14 protein-coding genes are annotated in these 14,579 nt (G+C 48.1%); 4 read left to right on the top strand and 10 right to left on the bottom strand.

The window, feature by feature from the left end:
• Positions 1–48 precede the first annotated feature (48 nt).
• On the top strand, positions 49–933 hold the full coding sequence (locus OB236_RS30410) for a LysR family transcriptional regulator (RefSeq protein ID WP_262687307.1): 885 nt from the start codon (positions 49–51) through the stop codon (positions 931–933).
• A gap of 106 nt (positions 934–1,039) precedes the next feature.
• Here OB236_RS30410 and OB236_RS30405 read toward each other — a convergent pair whose 3' ends face one another.
• Complete coding sequence (locus OB236_RS30405; protein ID WP_262687306.1) at positions 1,040–2,053, bottom strand: SDR family oxidoreductase; 1,014 nt, start codon at positions 2,051–2,053, stop codon at positions 1,040–1,042.
• Positions 2,054–2,410: 357 nt separating this feature from the next.
• Here OB236_RS30405 and OB236_RS30400 point away from each other — a divergent pair, with 357 nt between their 5' ends.
• Positions 2,411–3,511 carry an iron-containing alcohol dehydrogenase family protein gene (locus OB236_RS30400; RefSeq protein WP_076233050.1) on the top strand — a complete coding sequence of 367 codons (1,101 nt, stop codon included), beginning with the start codon at positions 2,411–2,413 and terminating at the stop codon, positions 3,509–3,511.
• An 89-nt stretch (positions 3,512–3,600) separates the two neighbouring features.
• Here OB236_RS30400 and OB236_RS30395 read toward each other — a convergent pair whose 3' ends face one another.
• From OB236_RS30395 to OB236_RS30365, 7 genes are all read right to left on the bottom strand, one after another.
• Entirely contained in the window at positions 3,601–4,656 is a 1,056-nt protein-coding gene (locus OB236_RS30395; protein WP_262687342.1) for an alcohol dehydrogenase catalytic domain-containing protein, read from the bottom strand.
• Between the two features lie 4 nt (positions 4,657–4,660).
• On the bottom strand, positions 4,661–5,344 hold the full coding sequence (locus tag OB236_RS30390) for a GntR family transcriptional regulator (RefSeq protein ID WP_262687305.1): 684 nt from the start codon (positions 5,342–5,344) through the stop codon (positions 4,661–4,663).
• A 35-nt stretch (positions 5,345–5,379) separates the two neighbouring features.
• Positions 5,380–6,507 (bottom strand): mandelate racemase/muconate lactonizing enzyme family protein, encoded by a 1,128-nt coding sequence (locus tag OB236_RS30385; protein ID WP_262687304.1) that lies wholly within the window; start codon positions 6,505–6,507, stop codon positions 5,380–5,382.
• A 4-nt stretch (positions 6,508–6,511) separates the two neighbouring features.
• On the bottom strand, positions 6,512–7,273 hold the full coding sequence (locus OB236_RS30380; RefSeq protein ID WP_076233048.1) for an SDR family NAD(P)-dependent oxidoreductase: 762 nt from the start codon (positions 7,271–7,273) through the stop codon (positions 6,512–6,514).
• A 369-nt stretch (positions 7,274–7,642) separates the two neighbouring features.
• Positions 7,643–8,332: an MgtC/SapB family protein gene (locus OB236_RS30375; protein ID WP_262687303.1), complete on the bottom strand. Its 690-nt coding sequence runs from the start codon at positions 8,330–8,332 to the stop codon at positions 7,643–7,645.
• A gap of 188 nt (positions 8,333–8,520) precedes the next feature.
• Entirely contained in the window at positions 8,521–9,633 is a 1,113-nt protein-coding gene (locus OB236_RS30370) for a slipin family protein (RefSeq protein ID WP_262687301.1), read from the bottom strand.
• A gap of 136 nt (positions 9,634–9,769) precedes the next feature.
• On the bottom strand, positions 9,770–9,994 hold the full coding sequence (locus OB236_RS30365) for a hypothetical protein (protein WP_262687300.1): 225 nt from the start codon (positions 9,992–9,994) through the stop codon (positions 9,770–9,772).
• A 271-nt stretch (positions 9,995–10,265) separates the two neighbouring features.
• Here OB236_RS30365 and OB236_RS30360 point away from each other — a divergent pair, with 271 nt between their 5' ends.
• Together OB236_RS30360 and OB236_RS30355 are read left to right on the top strand one after the other, a co-directional pair.
• Positions 10,266–11,579, top strand: coding sequence for a helix-turn-helix transcriptional regulator (locus OB236_RS30360; protein WP_262687299.1), 1,314 nt, complete (start codon positions 10,266–10,268; stop codon positions 11,577–11,579).
• Positions 11,566–12,369: a WYL domain-containing protein gene (locus OB236_RS30355; RefSeq protein ID WP_262687298.1), complete on the top strand. Its 804-nt coding sequence runs from the start codon at positions 11,566–11,568 to the stop codon at positions 12,367–12,369. Before OB236_RS30360 ends, OB236_RS30355 begins: the two co-directional genes overlap by 14 nt.
• 51 nt (positions 12,370–12,420) lie before the next feature.
• On the opposite strand, the gene codA is transcribed toward OB236_RS30355, so the two are convergent.
• A complete protein-coding gene (gene codA / locus OB236_RS30350; protein ID WP_262687341.1) occupies positions 12,421–13,686 on the bottom strand; it encodes a cytosine deaminase in 1,266 nt (421 codons plus the stop codon).
• A 32-nt stretch (positions 13,687–13,718) separates the two neighbouring features.
• Positions 13,719–14,522, bottom strand: a complete 804-nt coding sequence (locus OB236_RS30345; protein ID WP_262687340.1) for an ABC transporter permease — start codon at positions 14,520–14,522, stop codon at positions 13,719–13,721.
• Between the last annotated feature and the right edge of the window lie 57 nt (positions 14,523–14,579).

Raw genomic sequence — 14,579 nt, 5'->3', positions numbered from 1 at the left:
AACTGTTCCTTCACTTATTTTGAAGTATCGGTAAAGGAGAAAACCGACATGGACTTGCGTACCATTAAAACATTTCAAACCATCGTCAAGCTGGGCAGCTTTCAACGGGCAGCGGATGAACTGCAGTATGGCCAATCCACGATCACAATGCATATTCAAAAGCTGGAGATGGATCTTGGCGTCAAGCTGCTGGAACGCGGTAAAAAGCTTCGATTGACGGAAGCCGGGCGGTTGTTTCATGAAAAATCGGATTTGCTGCTCAAGGACTACGCTTTTCTGAGCAATACGATGAACGAGTTTATTAAGGGTGAGACCGGCGTGATCCGTTTCGGCGCCATGGAACCAACAGCCAGCTATCGGCTGCCGCAGATATTGGGCCCGTTCCTGCAGCAGTATCCCAAGGTACAGATCAGCATCCAGATCGGGAACACTACGGTTCTGAGCCAGATGCTCGCTGATGATGAAATCGATTTGGCTATTTGCACGACTCCCGAAAGCGGTCTTAGCAGCACCTTCGAGCCTTTGTTTATAGAGAAGCTTGGACTGCTCATACCCGAAAACCACAGCCTCGTCGGTAAGGAACACATCTATCTTCACGATCTTCAGAATGAAACCTTGTTAATCACGACCTCCGTCTGCCCCTATCGCAAAAAGCTGGAAAGCTGCCTGTTGGAAAAGGGCGGCAGTCCTTACAATGGGATGGAGATAGGGAATATGGCCGCGCTCAAGTATTATGTGCAGGCTAATTTCGGGGTTGCCGTCGTACCACTGATTACCGTTCTTCCCCCGCCTGCTGGAACCGTGCTCAAGAACATTCAGGATCTGGACTCAGGACTGGTAACGGGTATTTTGAGAAAGCAGGAGGGCTCGTTATTCAGCTCTGCGGTTGAGAAGCTGCTCGATGCGCTGAAGGTGGGGCTGTTGGCGGTTTAGGCAATAAACCAAAAATGCAGCCTGTCTCTCTGGGAGACCGACTGCATTGTCAGCTTATTATTTACCAGCTTATGTTCAAATCGTTCGCAAAATTTTAAGCAAAAGATCAGCTGTTGGCTCGCTGCCGTCCTGCCTCGTGGGCCTCGACAATCCGATCCATCAGTTCATTCCAGGCTGTGTCCACGGTGCATTTCTCCGGGTGTCCTTCGAACCATTCTACAGTCCGTTTGATCCCCTCATGAAAAGGAACGGTTGCCACAAAGCCGGGAACGAACCGTTTGATTTTACTGTTATCAAATACACTGCTCACTGCCTTATCACCCAGCAGACCACCGACACTATCAGGCGAGAACGCCGTTATAAAATCAGAGGAAATATTAGCAATATCAGGCTTAACTCCTGCTGCTGCCCCGATGGATCGAGTGATTTGATTCCAATCCAGTACCTCGTCGGAGGTAATATGGAAGGCATGTCCGATTGCTTTAGGATTGCCTAATAATCCAACAAAGCCTTTGGCAAAATCGGTGTTATGAGTCATCGTCCACAGAGATGTTCCATCTCCGTGTACGACGATTTTTTTGCCTTTGCGCATCCGGTCCACCAGAGACCACGGGTGGCTCCAGCTGTTCAGTGCGGATGGAATCATCGTATCTCCATATGTATAGGACGGACGTACAATTGTGATCGGGAAGCTCTCATTGCGATATGCATTCATCAGCAATTCCTCACAGGCAATTTTATCCCGAGAATACTGCCAGAATGGATTGGCAAGCGGTGTCGATTCCGTCACCAGGTACTGGGTGGCAGGCTTCTGATAGGCCGAGGCCGAGCTGATAAATATGTACTGGGATGTTTTTCCTTTGAACAGCTCTACATCTACCCGAACATGATCCGCAGTAAACGCAATCCAGTCTACAACGACATCAAACTCAAATGGCTTTAACGCCTCCGCTGTAGCTGCTGCATCCCGAATATCTGCCTTGATCACATGAGCACCATCCGGGACAAAATCATTCCGCTGCCCCCGGTTTAACAGGTATAAATCGAAACCTTTTTCCACGGTCAGCTTGGAAACTGCCTGGCTGATTAACCCCGTGCCTCCAATAAACAAAACCTTCATGTTCGTTTTCCCTCCTCAAAGCTTCCTTTAGGAAGCTTGCATCGTAAGCATTTGCTTGAGCTTCCATCACGAAGCTTGCATCGTAAGCGTTTACTGAGCTTCCGTTAGGAAGCTTTGACGTGTATGACTTTCAAAATAATAATAACATATGCAAGCCCACTTGAAGTAAAATAGTACTAAACCCATTTTATTATAATGGATTGCGATGTCAAATTATTGAAAAAACAGTGGGTGCTTATGATGTCAGTTTTGCGGAAGCAAATCCCGCAGATGTTACGAAGTAGGTTTTCTGCCCTAAGTCGGTAAATGTTTATGAATGGTGTGCTCCACTCAAACGCTAAGGAGGAATCTAACATTATGCTGGTGTCAATGGCGTATCCAACGGTTTATATTCAGGAACCGAACATTTTACAATTGTCCGGGGAATGGTTGGGGAAATTCGGAAAGCGAATTCTGATCATCGCGGGTAAAACTGCTTGGCAGAAAGCGGGACCGCAGATTAAAGCAAGCCTGGAAATGAATGCGCTTCAATTTCACTTGTGCACCTTTAATGGTGAATGTACCTATGAGGAAACCGAGCGCATTATGGCGCTCATACCTGAGCATATGGATTTGATCGTTGCCGTTGGTGGCGGGCAGTGCATGGACACAGCCAAGGTTGTCGCTCACCGTACTGGCATTAAAATGGCAACCATAGCTACACTGGCTTCCACCTGCGCAGCTACGACTCCACTGTCCATTATGTACAAGCCCGGTCATGAGTATTTGGGGATGGAGTATTATGATTGGTGCCCAGTGCTGACGCTTGTAGATCCACAAATTATCGCAGAGGCTCCTTATCGGTATTTGATTGCTGGAATCGGTGATACACTGGCGAAGTGGTACGAGGCATACCCCATCAATGAAGGTAAATTTCAAAACGCCAAAACCCGTCTCGGTCTAAAAACGGCTGAGCTTGCACGGGATCTTCTGATGGAATTCAGCGAACAGGCGATTAGTGAAAGTAAACAAGGTCTCGCCGGTGACGCCATTCGGCAAATTATCGATACAAATATTTTACTGGCCGGACTTGTCGGAGGTATTGGCCATCATACATGCAGAGGCTCTGGAGCCCATGCTTTTCATAACGGAATGACCTGTATCGATGAAATTCACGGCACCTATCATGGCGAGCTGGTTGCCTTTGGAATTTTGTGTCAGCTCATGCTGGAGAACAAGTCCGAGGAGCAAATTGTTGAGCTGATGCGTTTCTATCAGGTGATCGGTCTGCCTGTCAGTCTGTTTGACATGGGCTGTACCGAAGTGCGGGATCACGAAATACGGTTGAGTGCCCAAAGAGCCTGTGATCTGAACGAAATTATTCATTATCTCCCCTTCCCGGTCCACCATGATAATGTGTATGCTGCGATTCAAGCCGCTCATGCGCTTGGTGAAAAGGTCAAATTGGAGAGCAAATAACAGACAAAAGCAGTCCCTCTACCGCAATTGGTCTGGGACTGCTTTTGGTATATCCACAATCAAAATTTTTTTTCAAACTGCCTTTGCTTCTAAGGGATCAAGATCGCTTTTATACACGGATCACCCTTCTCCATCATCTCAAAACCTTCCCGCCATTGCTCAAGACTGAGCTGGTGCGTGACCACCCCGTCCGTAGGCAGCTTTCCGTTGCCAATCCATTCAATAACCGACTCATAGCAATATGGGCTTAAGTGGGCGCCGTAAATATTCAATTCCTTGGAATCCCCTATAATGCTCCAATCGACTGTTACGAGATCCTTGAACACGCTAAACTCTACGAAGGTTCCCAGCTTTCGCACGATTTCCAGTCCCTGCTTGACGCTGGCCGGATGCCCTGTAGCCTCAATATAAATATCACAGCCATAGCCGTCCGTCATATTCATGATCATTTCTTTTACATTTTCTTTGGATGGATTGATCGTGATATCAGCGCCAAAAGCTTTCGCGAGCTCCAATCTATCATCCTTCATATCGAGTACAACGAGCTTTTTGGGGTTTCTCAGCTTAATTGCCCCTATCATGCCAAGGCCCAAGGTTCCTGTTCCTGCCAGCACCACAATATCTTCATTGCCGATATTCGCCCGATCGACGCAATGCTTGGAGCAGGCATACGGCTCTATAAGGACTGCCTTTTCAATCGGGATTTCCTTCGGAATCGTATAATTGATCGCTTCCTTCGGAAATTTCATATATTCAGCCATGGCACCATTGACATGGGTTTGAAAGCCATAAATATCGTGCCTTTGGCACATCCAGTATTTGCCCGTATTACAATATCGGCAGTCCCAGCAGGGCACGATCTGCTCGGAAATGACCCGATCACCTACTTTAAAATCACCCTTCACACCCGGTCCCATACTTACGATATGGCCGACAAATTCATGGCCCGGTATCGCTGGAGTTTGAATATAAGGCGGATTGCCGTCACCACCCCAAATTTTGGGCGCACCCAAAAAGGTTTTGACATCGCTGGCACAAATGCCACAGGCCTCTACCTTAATTAAAATCTCCCCTTCGCCCGCTGTGGGCACATCAACCGTTTCAAGCCTGTAGTCACCTATTCCATAGACGACCAGGGCTTTCATTTTCTCAGGAATTTGAGTCTGTTCCAATTGTAGATCCTCCAGTCTGAGGGTACTGACCCTCCAAATAAGTAATAATCATCTGCTGACCTATTTCCAAGTGCCCCTTCAGTAGGTGAATCGCTTCATCAGCCTCACCCGCTAATAGCGATTTCGTTATTTCCGCATGACTATGCATAACAAAACCGATATCTCCATAGGTTCCCGTCGTCATTTCTATCAAAGCACTCGTCAAGCCTTTGATCATCAGCCACATATTGAGCAGCGTACGGTTGCTTGCGGCTTTCACGATTTGATAATGATACTCGATATCCAGTCGAATCGTATCTGATTTGGAAGTGCTGGCTTCCATAGCTTGCTGGACTCCCTGTACACCAGATAAATCATGATGGCTTCCCTGTTCAATCAAGCTGCGAATCGCCAAAGCTTCCAGCATACATCGAAGTTGAAATAAATCCTTTACATCCTGCTTGCCATATCCCTTCACCAACGTTCGGCCGTTTCCCGGAGTTTCAGTCAACCCTTCGTTCTCAAGCAGGTGGATCGCCTCTCGAATGGGCCCCCTGCTTACGGTAAGCTCCTTCGATAACTGTGCTTCACTCAGATGAAATCCTTTTGGATATTCACCCAGCAGTATTCGGGTGCGCAAATAGCTGGCAACCTTCTCTGATAAAACTTCCTTTTGAATCATGTCACTCACTCCTATGGAGAGCTGCCGTCAATCGCTTAACAGAACCGATATTTGCGGACTGCTTCTTCATCTACCTCCACACCCAGACCCGGCTCCTCGATAGGCAGCACCCAGCCGTCTTGTTGAACAATCGGATTATAAACGAGCTCGTGCTGCATTGAGCTTGGAAGCGGCTTAAGCTCCATGATTATGCAATGGGGCGAAGAAATCGAGAGATGAACACTGGCGGCAGTTGTTAAGGCCGTGCTCCAGGCATGGGTATTGAATTTGATCTTGGCATCGGCTACAAGGGTAAGCACCTTGAGAAATCCGGTTATACCATCGGACCGCGCAGGATCAATACCGACAATATCGATCAAGCCCGTCCGGATCAGGCGGGAATAGGCTTCCACCGTCGATTCACGCTCTCCCGAAGCCAGCAGACAGCCCGTTGCCTGCTTGAGCCGGGCAAAATCAGCAAGCTGATTCGGCTCAAAGGGCTCCTCGATCCAATCGATTCCATATTCGGCAAAATGCTTCGTCATTCGGATCGCGTGTGCAACATCCCATTTGACCTTATGCCCGATATCGACCATAAATCCAACCTTGGGACCGATTGCGCGGCGAACTGCCTTTACGAATGCCATATCGTATTCTTCGGTTAAACCCAGCTTGGCGGTTCCTTTTTTCCCAAAGCCTACCTTGACCGATTGATAGCCTTCATCGATGTAACCCTTGATCTCATCGGCATTTTTTTGATGCTCGAAATATTTGACATGAATGCTGGCATTCGCATGAAGCTTATTCAGCATTTTGCCGCCAAATAGCTTGTAAAGCGGCTGCTGTAAAGCCTTGCCTTTAATATCCCACAAGGCCATGTCAATAGCGCTGATAGCAAAGGATGCAATTCCGCCATCTCCCCCATACCACCATACATGCTCCTTCATCACCTGCCAGTGCAGTTCGGTATCCAGTGGGTCCTTGCCGATCACAAGCGCCGTCAAACCACCATCAATTAAAGCTGCCGCCGCCTTAACGGCTTCCGGCCACATCGCTATCCCTTCCCCCCAGCCCACAAGCCCGCTGTCCGTTTCAATTCGGACGAGCATCGTATAACGCGTGCTGTTATCATCATTCGGCTCGATATAACGCATGCCCATCGGCTCAACCTTCATGATTTTCATAGCATCACCTCATGTATAAGCCACCATTGATATCCAAGGTAGCTCCTGTAATGTGACTGGCTGATGCATCACTTAAAAATAATATGCTTTGCACCACATCCGCTATTTCACCGAGTCGGCCATCCGGTGTTTTGGAAATCATGCCTGCAACACCCTGCGGTGTAAAATCAGCAATCATATCCGTCTTGAACGGCCCTGGAGAAACGGCATTCACACTAATTCCATAGCGGGAATATAGTGCAGCAAATGACTTGGTCAAAGCCACTACTCCGGCCTTGGAGGCTCCATACGGCGGGCTGACCAGCGTTCCACCGTTATACGCACTGATCGAGCTGACATTAACAATACGTCCATAACCCCGCTTTTTCATATACTCCGCGGCAGCCTGGCAGGCGAAAAAGGTTCCTTTTACATTTACGTCCATCATTAAATCCCATAGCTCATTGTCTACATCGGCTGCCGCTACCGTAGAGCATACTCCGGCGGCATTGATCAGTACATCGATTCTCTGCGCCTCACGTTCAATCATCTGCAGCCATTCCTTCAGTCGGGCCGTGTCTCTGACATCAACAGAGGAAACATCGAAGCTGTCGTGTTTGTAGGTCTGCGACAGCGTTTCCCTGGCTTGTATCAAATTGGCATCATTCATTCCACAGCTGTACACCTTGGCACCGCTTTGAATGAAACTTTCAGTTAAAGCGTATCCTAATCCACTTGTCCCCCCCGTAATGACAACAACCTGCTTTTCAAAATTCCATGTGATCATCGGCACTGCCCTCCTTTGGATTATCGCAGTCAGTCTCTTAACGAGTAGCTCACCAGCAAGGACTTACATCCAATACGGCAAAAGTCTAAAGTATGCGCTTACAAATAAGGTTTCAAGACAACGAATGGAATCATTAAAGCTTCTCTTGAGGTATTGACCACGCAGGCGGTCAGCATAGCTTGAGGTTAAGATAGCAGCAAAGTAGCAACCGACAAAAGCAGTCTTTTTGCAAATATCATCGTTTGGCAACTGTTAACAGTTTACTATAAATAAATTATAAACGACCCTCTTCCGTTCGGCAAGAGGATCAATTGTGTTGCTGGGCGATAGAAACGGAAATGTTTACCTTTCAAAAAAAGGGGCAGACGCTTATAACGTTTCAACCTCTACCGTTTCTATATAAGGCAAGCTTTTCATTTCATAATAGACCTCCGAGGCAAATTTCTTTTCAACAAGAAGAATAAAATTCAATTCCTGCTGCTCGGCGCTCAATTCTTTGATATGAATATTGTTCATCTTATAGTGCTTCGCGATAATCAGCTTGATAATACTGGTCAAATCACCTTCGTGCTGTACAACAAGCTTGATACGAAGCTCTTTTAAGGTCAAATTTTTGGGCCCTATCTTTTTGATAAAAAACGGAACGGCCACAACGCTCGCCAGGATGAGCAGCATGCCAAATATGGCCTCTACATAAAAACCGGCCCCTACAGCTATCCCCAAGCCGCTGGCTCCCCAAATCATGGCTGCAGTCGTCAAACCTACGATGACATCGTTTGATTTTCGAAGAATAACACCCGCTCCCAGGAAACCGATCCCGCTCACGACCTGAGCAGCCAAACGCATCGGGTCCATAACGTGAAGCCCGGCTATCGCATATTTGTTCGCTGATTCAATAGAAACAATCGTTAACAAGCAGCTGCTTAGACAAATAACCAACGAGGTCTTCAAGCCCAATGGCTTGTTGCGAATCTCCCGTTCTACGCCAATAACCATACCCAAAATAGCCGATATGCCCAGCTTCATTAAAATTTCAAGCTCAAACCAACCAATTTCCATCATACATCCACCCTCTAATCACGATCACCGTTCTGGTGAATATTATCGCCTGCCAAACGGAATTGCTCTATTATAGCAAATAAAACCTGACATTGAATAGTCAGAAACAATTAGATGAATAAGTGGCTGCATGACTCATTTCGCTGGACAATAAAAAAACACAAAACGACCATCTCTCGTCTTGTGGTTTATTGCTTGGATTCCTTTATGCTGAGCAAGGAGTTCAACTGCTCCAGTAAATTACCGCCGCCCGTGAGTGAAATCGTCCCGATTTTCTCACAGATTTTTTCCAGAAACTCCAGCTCCTTCAGACGATACAGCGTCTGGTTCTCATCCATCAGCTTGGCTGTATTGAGCAGGCTGCGCGTTGAGGCCGTTTCTTCACGACGGGTAATAATATTAGCTTGCGCCTTCTTCTCAGCCAACAGGACCGTATTGAGAATATCCTTGATATCGCCAGGCAAAATAATATCCTTCAGGCCTGCTGACAGAAACTGCACCCCGTAATCTTCACTTCTCCGGTTCAGAGCAGAGAGTACGAAGATGGCGATTTCCTGCTTCATTTTCAACAAATCATCCAGCTTCAGCGTACCTACATATTCGCGCAAGATCAGCTGCAGCAATATATAAATCTGGTCCTCGAACGATTTGATCTCAAGCGACTTCAGCGGGTTTACAATTTTATACTGGCAAACAAAGTTCAGGCGAAGTGTGACCTTGTCTTCTGTCATAATTTCCTGACCCGTCATATCCAACTGCTGCTGCCGCAAGTCCAATGTTTTACCTGCAACGTGAACAGGTCCCTTCCAAAAGTAATACTTGCCGGGACGCAGCTCCCTTTGCATCACATGATTGTAATACAACACGCCTGCCTCATGACCTGCAACTTCAATCGTCTGGTAGTATCCGGTCAGCTTCGGCAAAATGGAACGCTCCACCGCAGCACTCATCTCTGGCTCCCGGGTATCGATACGTACACATGTATGACGCTTCAGCACATTCCAGAACACATACAAGCCTGCCGTCAACAGCGAGACAAACTTCCCATCCTCATAATGCAGCACATATTCATAGTCCTGAACGTCTACGATGGTCAGCTCCTTAAGCAGCTGTTCATCCTGAATGAACAGTTGAACATCCTTGTTGGGCACATAAAAAGGCTTTGCCACATTCATGATGGTAATGGTATCCTCGGAAAATGGACCAAATCGGTACGTTCCCGGCTGCAAGTGCTTGACGTAATTTCCCTGTCGAAACAGCAAGCCCCGTTCACCGGTTTGAATGATAACTTTTTTAAACATAGGACATCCTCCTTAACTTTCTTTGGGTTTGACCTTTTAATAGGGAAGCCTCCTGAAGCGAGAGCGGAGTCTGGCTTAAGAATCGGGTACATCAGCTTTCAGATTACAGCCTTAATGAAACGCCACCGGTTTAACTTCAACCCGTAAGCCATTTAATTTTGTCCACAGTCCGATCCGCGATCCGCCCGCTTCGGTATCCACCGACTACAGAGCCTGCCTGCAGTGTGAGCACAAGTGCCCACTGAGACTTCCTGTTTAAGGCCTTGTTCAGCATTTTCAATATCGCTCGATTAAAAGTCGAGTGCTCTACCACTGAGCTAATTACCGTGCAGGCAATAAGGGATTCGAACCCTTGACACATCGGAGATTGACACCGGTATAAACGTTACAGCATACCTGCACCCAAAGTGTGCGGGCACTGCGGGATGATCGACATCCCTGCCTGGGTAAGTCACCCGTGCATCAACCTGTCTTATCATCGCTCATTTTGAGATGCAGGAACATGGTGAAAGTATTACGACTCGCTACAAACTTTCCATTTTCTTCATTTCCTTCTGCTGTTACAATAGCAGTGCGGTTCCATAACGGTATTTCTGCACGAAAGAGAGAACCACCAGAATTGAGGGATTGACATGGCCAAGGAAAGCTTTGATAAAGAAATCCAGTTTTTACGTATGCTTGTCCTGACTGGCGGCGCATACAGTCGACAGCAATTTGCCGATCGACTGGGCATCTCTATTCATACCTTTGACAAAACGATCAAACGATTAAAGGAAATTGTCGGCTCAATCTATCGTCAGCTGCCTGAGGATCAGGGAAAAGAACTCGCCGATATGATCCGCTACAGCTATTTGGATTCCACAGACCCTATGCTGCTGTTTCTATTTCGCGCCAAATCGCTTAAAGAAACCGAATCCAAGCGGATCTCTCTGCTATTGGCCACTCTTCATAAGAAGTCGCTGACCGCCATGGAGCTGCTGGATGCCTGCTGCAGCGCAATGCCATCCGAGCTTGCTTTGCCCGATGAAAAAACAGTCCGCTCCGATCTCAAATATCTCGAAGAGGTTGGCGTAATCGCCAAAGAACCAGGACCACGCCCGTATCGTTACCGCATTAACCATGATCTGGTCCGGGATTTATCGCAGGATGAGCTGCTGGATCTGTATGATTTTGTAGATGTTATGGCCAATACTCAGCTTCCTTCGGTACAAGGCTACCTACTGCGGGACAGTCTGAAGAAGAGTCTCCAGTACAGCCAGTTGGAGAAACTGCCATTGGAGCCTTTTCTGTATAAATATCATTATTACTCCCGTATTTTGGATGAGGCACATTTGTTTGTGCTGCTCGATGCTATCCGCAGCCGCCGTAAAGTGCAATTTTTATATTTTTCGCCGAAAAACCCGCAAAGCTATGCTTCGCAAAATACGAACCCATTGTTCGAACGCGAAGCGGAAGGCCATCAGGAGCTGACGCTTCCCTTAAAAGTGGTGTACGATCATCAATATGGGCGCTGGTACCTGCTGTCTCATCATGCACGGCATGGTATCAGAAAATATCGAATCGAGGGAATGACGCAGATTGTCGAGGGCGAGTCTGTTAACGAGGCATTTTTTGAAAGTAAAAAGCTGGAGCTGGAGCATAAAATTCAACACAGCTGGTTAATCGATACCGGTCATCCGGTTACAGTTCGTGTGCGATTTTTCAATCCGGTTCATTTGCGGACGAATTTCGTCAAGGAACGTGTGCTGCTGCAAGGACAGTGGGGACTCATTACCGAAGAGGACAAGGAATCATTTATATATGAAATAACCGTCAACGGTACGCAGGAGATCAAGCCGTGGCTGCGGAGCTTCGGTTCCAGCTGCGAGGTTCTGGAGCCGGTGCGGTTCCGACAAGAGCTGATAGCGGAATGGAAGGAGATACAGTCTTACTATGAATCTGTTTGAAAAAATATTTAACTATCAGATTATTTCCCGCCTGGAGGATTCAGGCACCTTCATGATCACCTCCCATGAGCGCAGCTGGCTGAAAACCATGCTCCAGCATCCCGCAGCGGAGGAAGCGTTCACGACAGCAACACTTGGAAAGCTGCAGCAGCTCCTCGAACCAGAGAACATGATGGACATAACAGAGGCTTTCGTGGAAAAAGCCCGCAGCACAGAGCGGCAGGTTTACCACGCTTACCTGCGCCCCTTGCGTCGGGCCATTATGAATCAACAAGGAATTTGCATCAGCTATCAAGTGAAAGGCGGGCGGACCAAACTCGATGAACTCGGGTTTCCTTATAAGCTGGAATATTCTATGGTCAAAAAGGAATGGTATCTGCTCTGGTACCATCAGAGGCGAAAAACCCTGATGAGCACACGGCTGCACAAAATCTTGGCTGTAGCTGAAGAAGCTCTGTCTGATCTTGAGGTCGCGCAGTATGGCGCAGCCATTCACGCCGCTCTTGAGCAGCATAAAGCAAGCACATACATTCAAGTGCTGCGGGAATATAACCGCGAGCTGTCACGCATCCTGTATGCCTTTTCCTGCTTTGAAAAGGAGGTCGATTATGACGCCGAACAGCACCTGTATACGATTCAGGTGACCTTTGCGAAGAATGAGACCGATTATATGCTGTCCAAGCTTCGCTTTCTTGGTAAACGTGTCCGCATCGTCGGGGATCCGGCCCTCCAGCAGCGAATGCACGAAACCACTGTGAAGGCTTTGGATCGTTATGCTGACAATGGATGATAACGAATGCCGAGATGAGTTTCTTAGATTCCTATCGTCTGTAGGCGAAGCTCATTCATCCAGACAATCGAACAAGCTGCTCACAGCAGGAACCGTCTCGGCAACGATACGGCCCTGACTGATAACATAACGACAAGCCGGCTGCTTGTTCACAAGCTCCATCGCATCACGAGCCTCTAATACAACAAAATTTGCCGGTTTGCCAACTTCTATCCCGTATTGATCCTCTATCTGCAAAGTCTTCGCCGCACGAACCGTTACCATCCGTACAAGCTCGGCCACTTCTTCCCGACCCGTCATGTGTGCAAGATGGGCAGCCATATGGGCAGCCTGCAGCATATTGCCGGTACCAAACGGATAAAAGGGAGTTTGAATATCATCATGCGCCACACTCACATTCACTCCCGCCTGCCACATTTCCTTGATCCGGGCGATGCCGCGTCCCTTGGGGAAGCTGTCGAACCTGCCCTGCATCGCACTGTTAATAAGCGGACAGCATACCACATTGATACCAGAGAGGGACAGTAGGCCGAGCAGCTTTTGAAAATAGGCCTCTCCATAATAAGCCGTTGCGTTGCAATGACTTACGGTTACCCGTTCGCGCAGTCCCGTTTGAATGGCCAAATGGGCAGCGGTTTCAATAAACGTTGAATGTCCGTCATCAATTTCATCGCAAAAGATGTGGACAAAACGCCCGTATTTCTCGGCAAGCCGGAAACAAACCTCCAGCGAAGCAATCCCTTCCTCCCGCGTATGCTCAAAATGCGGTATCGCACCAACTCCATCCGCGCCCAGCTGAAGCGCTTCTTCAAGCCGCTGCTCATTATCCGGGCAGGCGCGAATGCCATCCTGCGGAAAAGCCATAACCTGAAGGTTAACATAAGGCTTCACCCGCTCACGAAGCTCCAGGAGCGCTCGGAGAGCGACCAGCTGCGGATCGGAAATATCCGCCTGTGTGCGTATATGCAGAATACCGCCGACGATATACATCCGCAGCACCTTCTCAGCTCGCCGCAGCACATCCTCAATGGAAAGGCTCTGCTTCCGCTGCTGCCACAGCCTGATGCCTTCAAACAAAGTGCCGCTCTCATTCCAGGAAGGCTCACCAGCTGTGAGCACCGTATCCAGATGAATATGCGATTCAACAAAAGGAGGCAGCGCCAGATAGCCGCTGCCCTCCACTTCGCGCGTCCCGCTATGAGCAGGTATCGCACCGATCAGCGTTATGGTTCCATCCCGCAGGCCGATATCGACCAGCGGCGAGTCTTGTTTTCCTTGCAAACGCACATTTCGAAATACGAGATCGAACATCGGAATCACCTTCTTTAAATGTTAACAAACTATTCCTATCAGCTTTCACGGCTCATTTCCGATTCATGCCATGAGCTTAATACCCATTTGGAGAAAGCGTTGACCAAGAGGAAAAATCCGATACCCAGCACCGATGCAGATAAGCCGCAGGCGAATAAATAAGCTGTTTTGAGACGGGCAGCAGCGTTCGTAATCGCGTAGCCAAGACCACCCTTATCCCCGCCGATTCCGGCAATGTACTCACCGACGATTGCACCGATGACACAAAGCGTACAGGAAATCTTGAGACCGGCTATGATGTAAGGCAGAGCAGCCGGAATACGCAGCTTCCACATCGTCTGGAACGGGTTGGCATTGTATAAATAAAACAGATTGCTCATATTGTGATCCGTAGCATTCAATCCGATTAATGTGTTGGATAGCATCGGGAAAAATCCGATCAAAAAAGCGATAATGACGATTGCATTCATCCCCGCGTCGAACCAAATAACGATCAGTGGAGCGACGGCAACAATCGGAATCGTCTGCAATATAATTGCGTAGGGATAGACGCTTTTCTCTATCAGCTTCGAGCTGGCCAGCAGAATCGCTCCAAGGACACCAAGCACCACACTCAGCACAAAGCCCACGATCGCTTCGATTGCCGTAGTAGAAACGGACACCCACAAATCTCCCTTGTTCAACCAGGCGGCACTTACGATATCCGATGGTTTGGGCACCAGATAGACGGGCAGATTGAGCAGGCCCACAATCAGCTGCCAGCCTCCGATAAACACCATAAATGCGATGAGTGGAGGCAGTATACGCTTGACAAAACCGAGGCGCATGAATCGATCTTCCATTCTGTACGTCCAGGCCGCACGTTCACGCTCCGGAAATATCTCATCCTCAAACATCAT

It is taken from the genome of Paenibacillus baimaensis, from assembly GCF_025567575.1.
This window is presented reverse-complemented; position numbering and strand designations above follow the sequence as displayed.

Bases quoted from the DNA above. Each gene is read 5' to 3' on its own strand.
- OB236_RS30390 (WP_262687305.1), bottom strand. From the start codon at position 5,344: ATGATTCAAAAGGAAGTTTTATCAGAGAAGGTTGCCAGCTATTTGCGC.
- OB236_RS30405 (WP_262687306.1), bottom strand. From the start codon at position 2,053: ATGAAGGTTTTGTTTATTGGAGGCACGGGGTTAATCAGCCAGGCAGTT.
- OB236_RS30410 (WP_262687307.1), top strand. From the start codon at position 49: ATGGACTTGCGTACCATTAAAACATTTCAAACCATCGTCAAGCTGGGC.
- OB236_RS30375 (WP_262687303.1), bottom strand. From the start codon at position 8,332: ATGGAAATTGGTTGGTTTGAGCTTGAAATTTTAATGAAGCTGGGCATA.
- OB236_RS30360 (WP_262687299.1), top strand. From the start codon at position 10,266: ATGGCCAAGGAAAGCTTTGATAAAGAAATCCAGTTTTTACGTATGCTT.
- OB236_RS30380 (WP_076233048.1), bottom strand. From the start codon at position 7,273: ATGATCACATGGAATTTTGAAAAGCAGGTTGTTGTCATTACGGGGGGG.
- OB236_RS30385 (WP_262687304.1), bottom strand. From the start codon at position 6,507: ATGAAAATCATGAAGGTTGAGCCGATGGGCATGCGTTATATCGAGCCG.
- OB236_RS30355 (WP_262687298.1), top strand. From the start codon at position 11,566: ATGAATCTGTTTGAAAAAATATTTAACTATCAGATTATTTCCCGCCTG.
- OB236_RS30345 (WP_262687340.1), bottom strand. From the start codon at position 14,522: ATGGAAGATCGATTCATGCGCCTCGGTTTTGTCAAGCGTATACTGCCT.
- OB236_RS30400 (WP_076233050.1), top strand. From the start codon at position 2,411: ATGCTGGTGTCAATGGCGTATCCAACGGTTTATATTCAGGAACCGAAC.
- OB236_RS30395 (WP_262687342.1), bottom strand. From the start codon at position 4,656: ATGAAAGCCCTGGTCGTCTATGGAATAGGTGACTACAGGCTTGAAACG.
- OB236_RS30370 (WP_262687301.1), bottom strand. From the start codon at position 9,633: ATGTTTAAAAAAGTTATCATTCAAACCGGTGAACGGGGCTTGCTGTTT.
- OB236_RS30365 (WP_262687300.1), bottom strand. From the start codon at position 9,994: ATGTGTCAAGGGTTCGAATCCCTTATTGCCTGCACGGTAATTAGCTCA.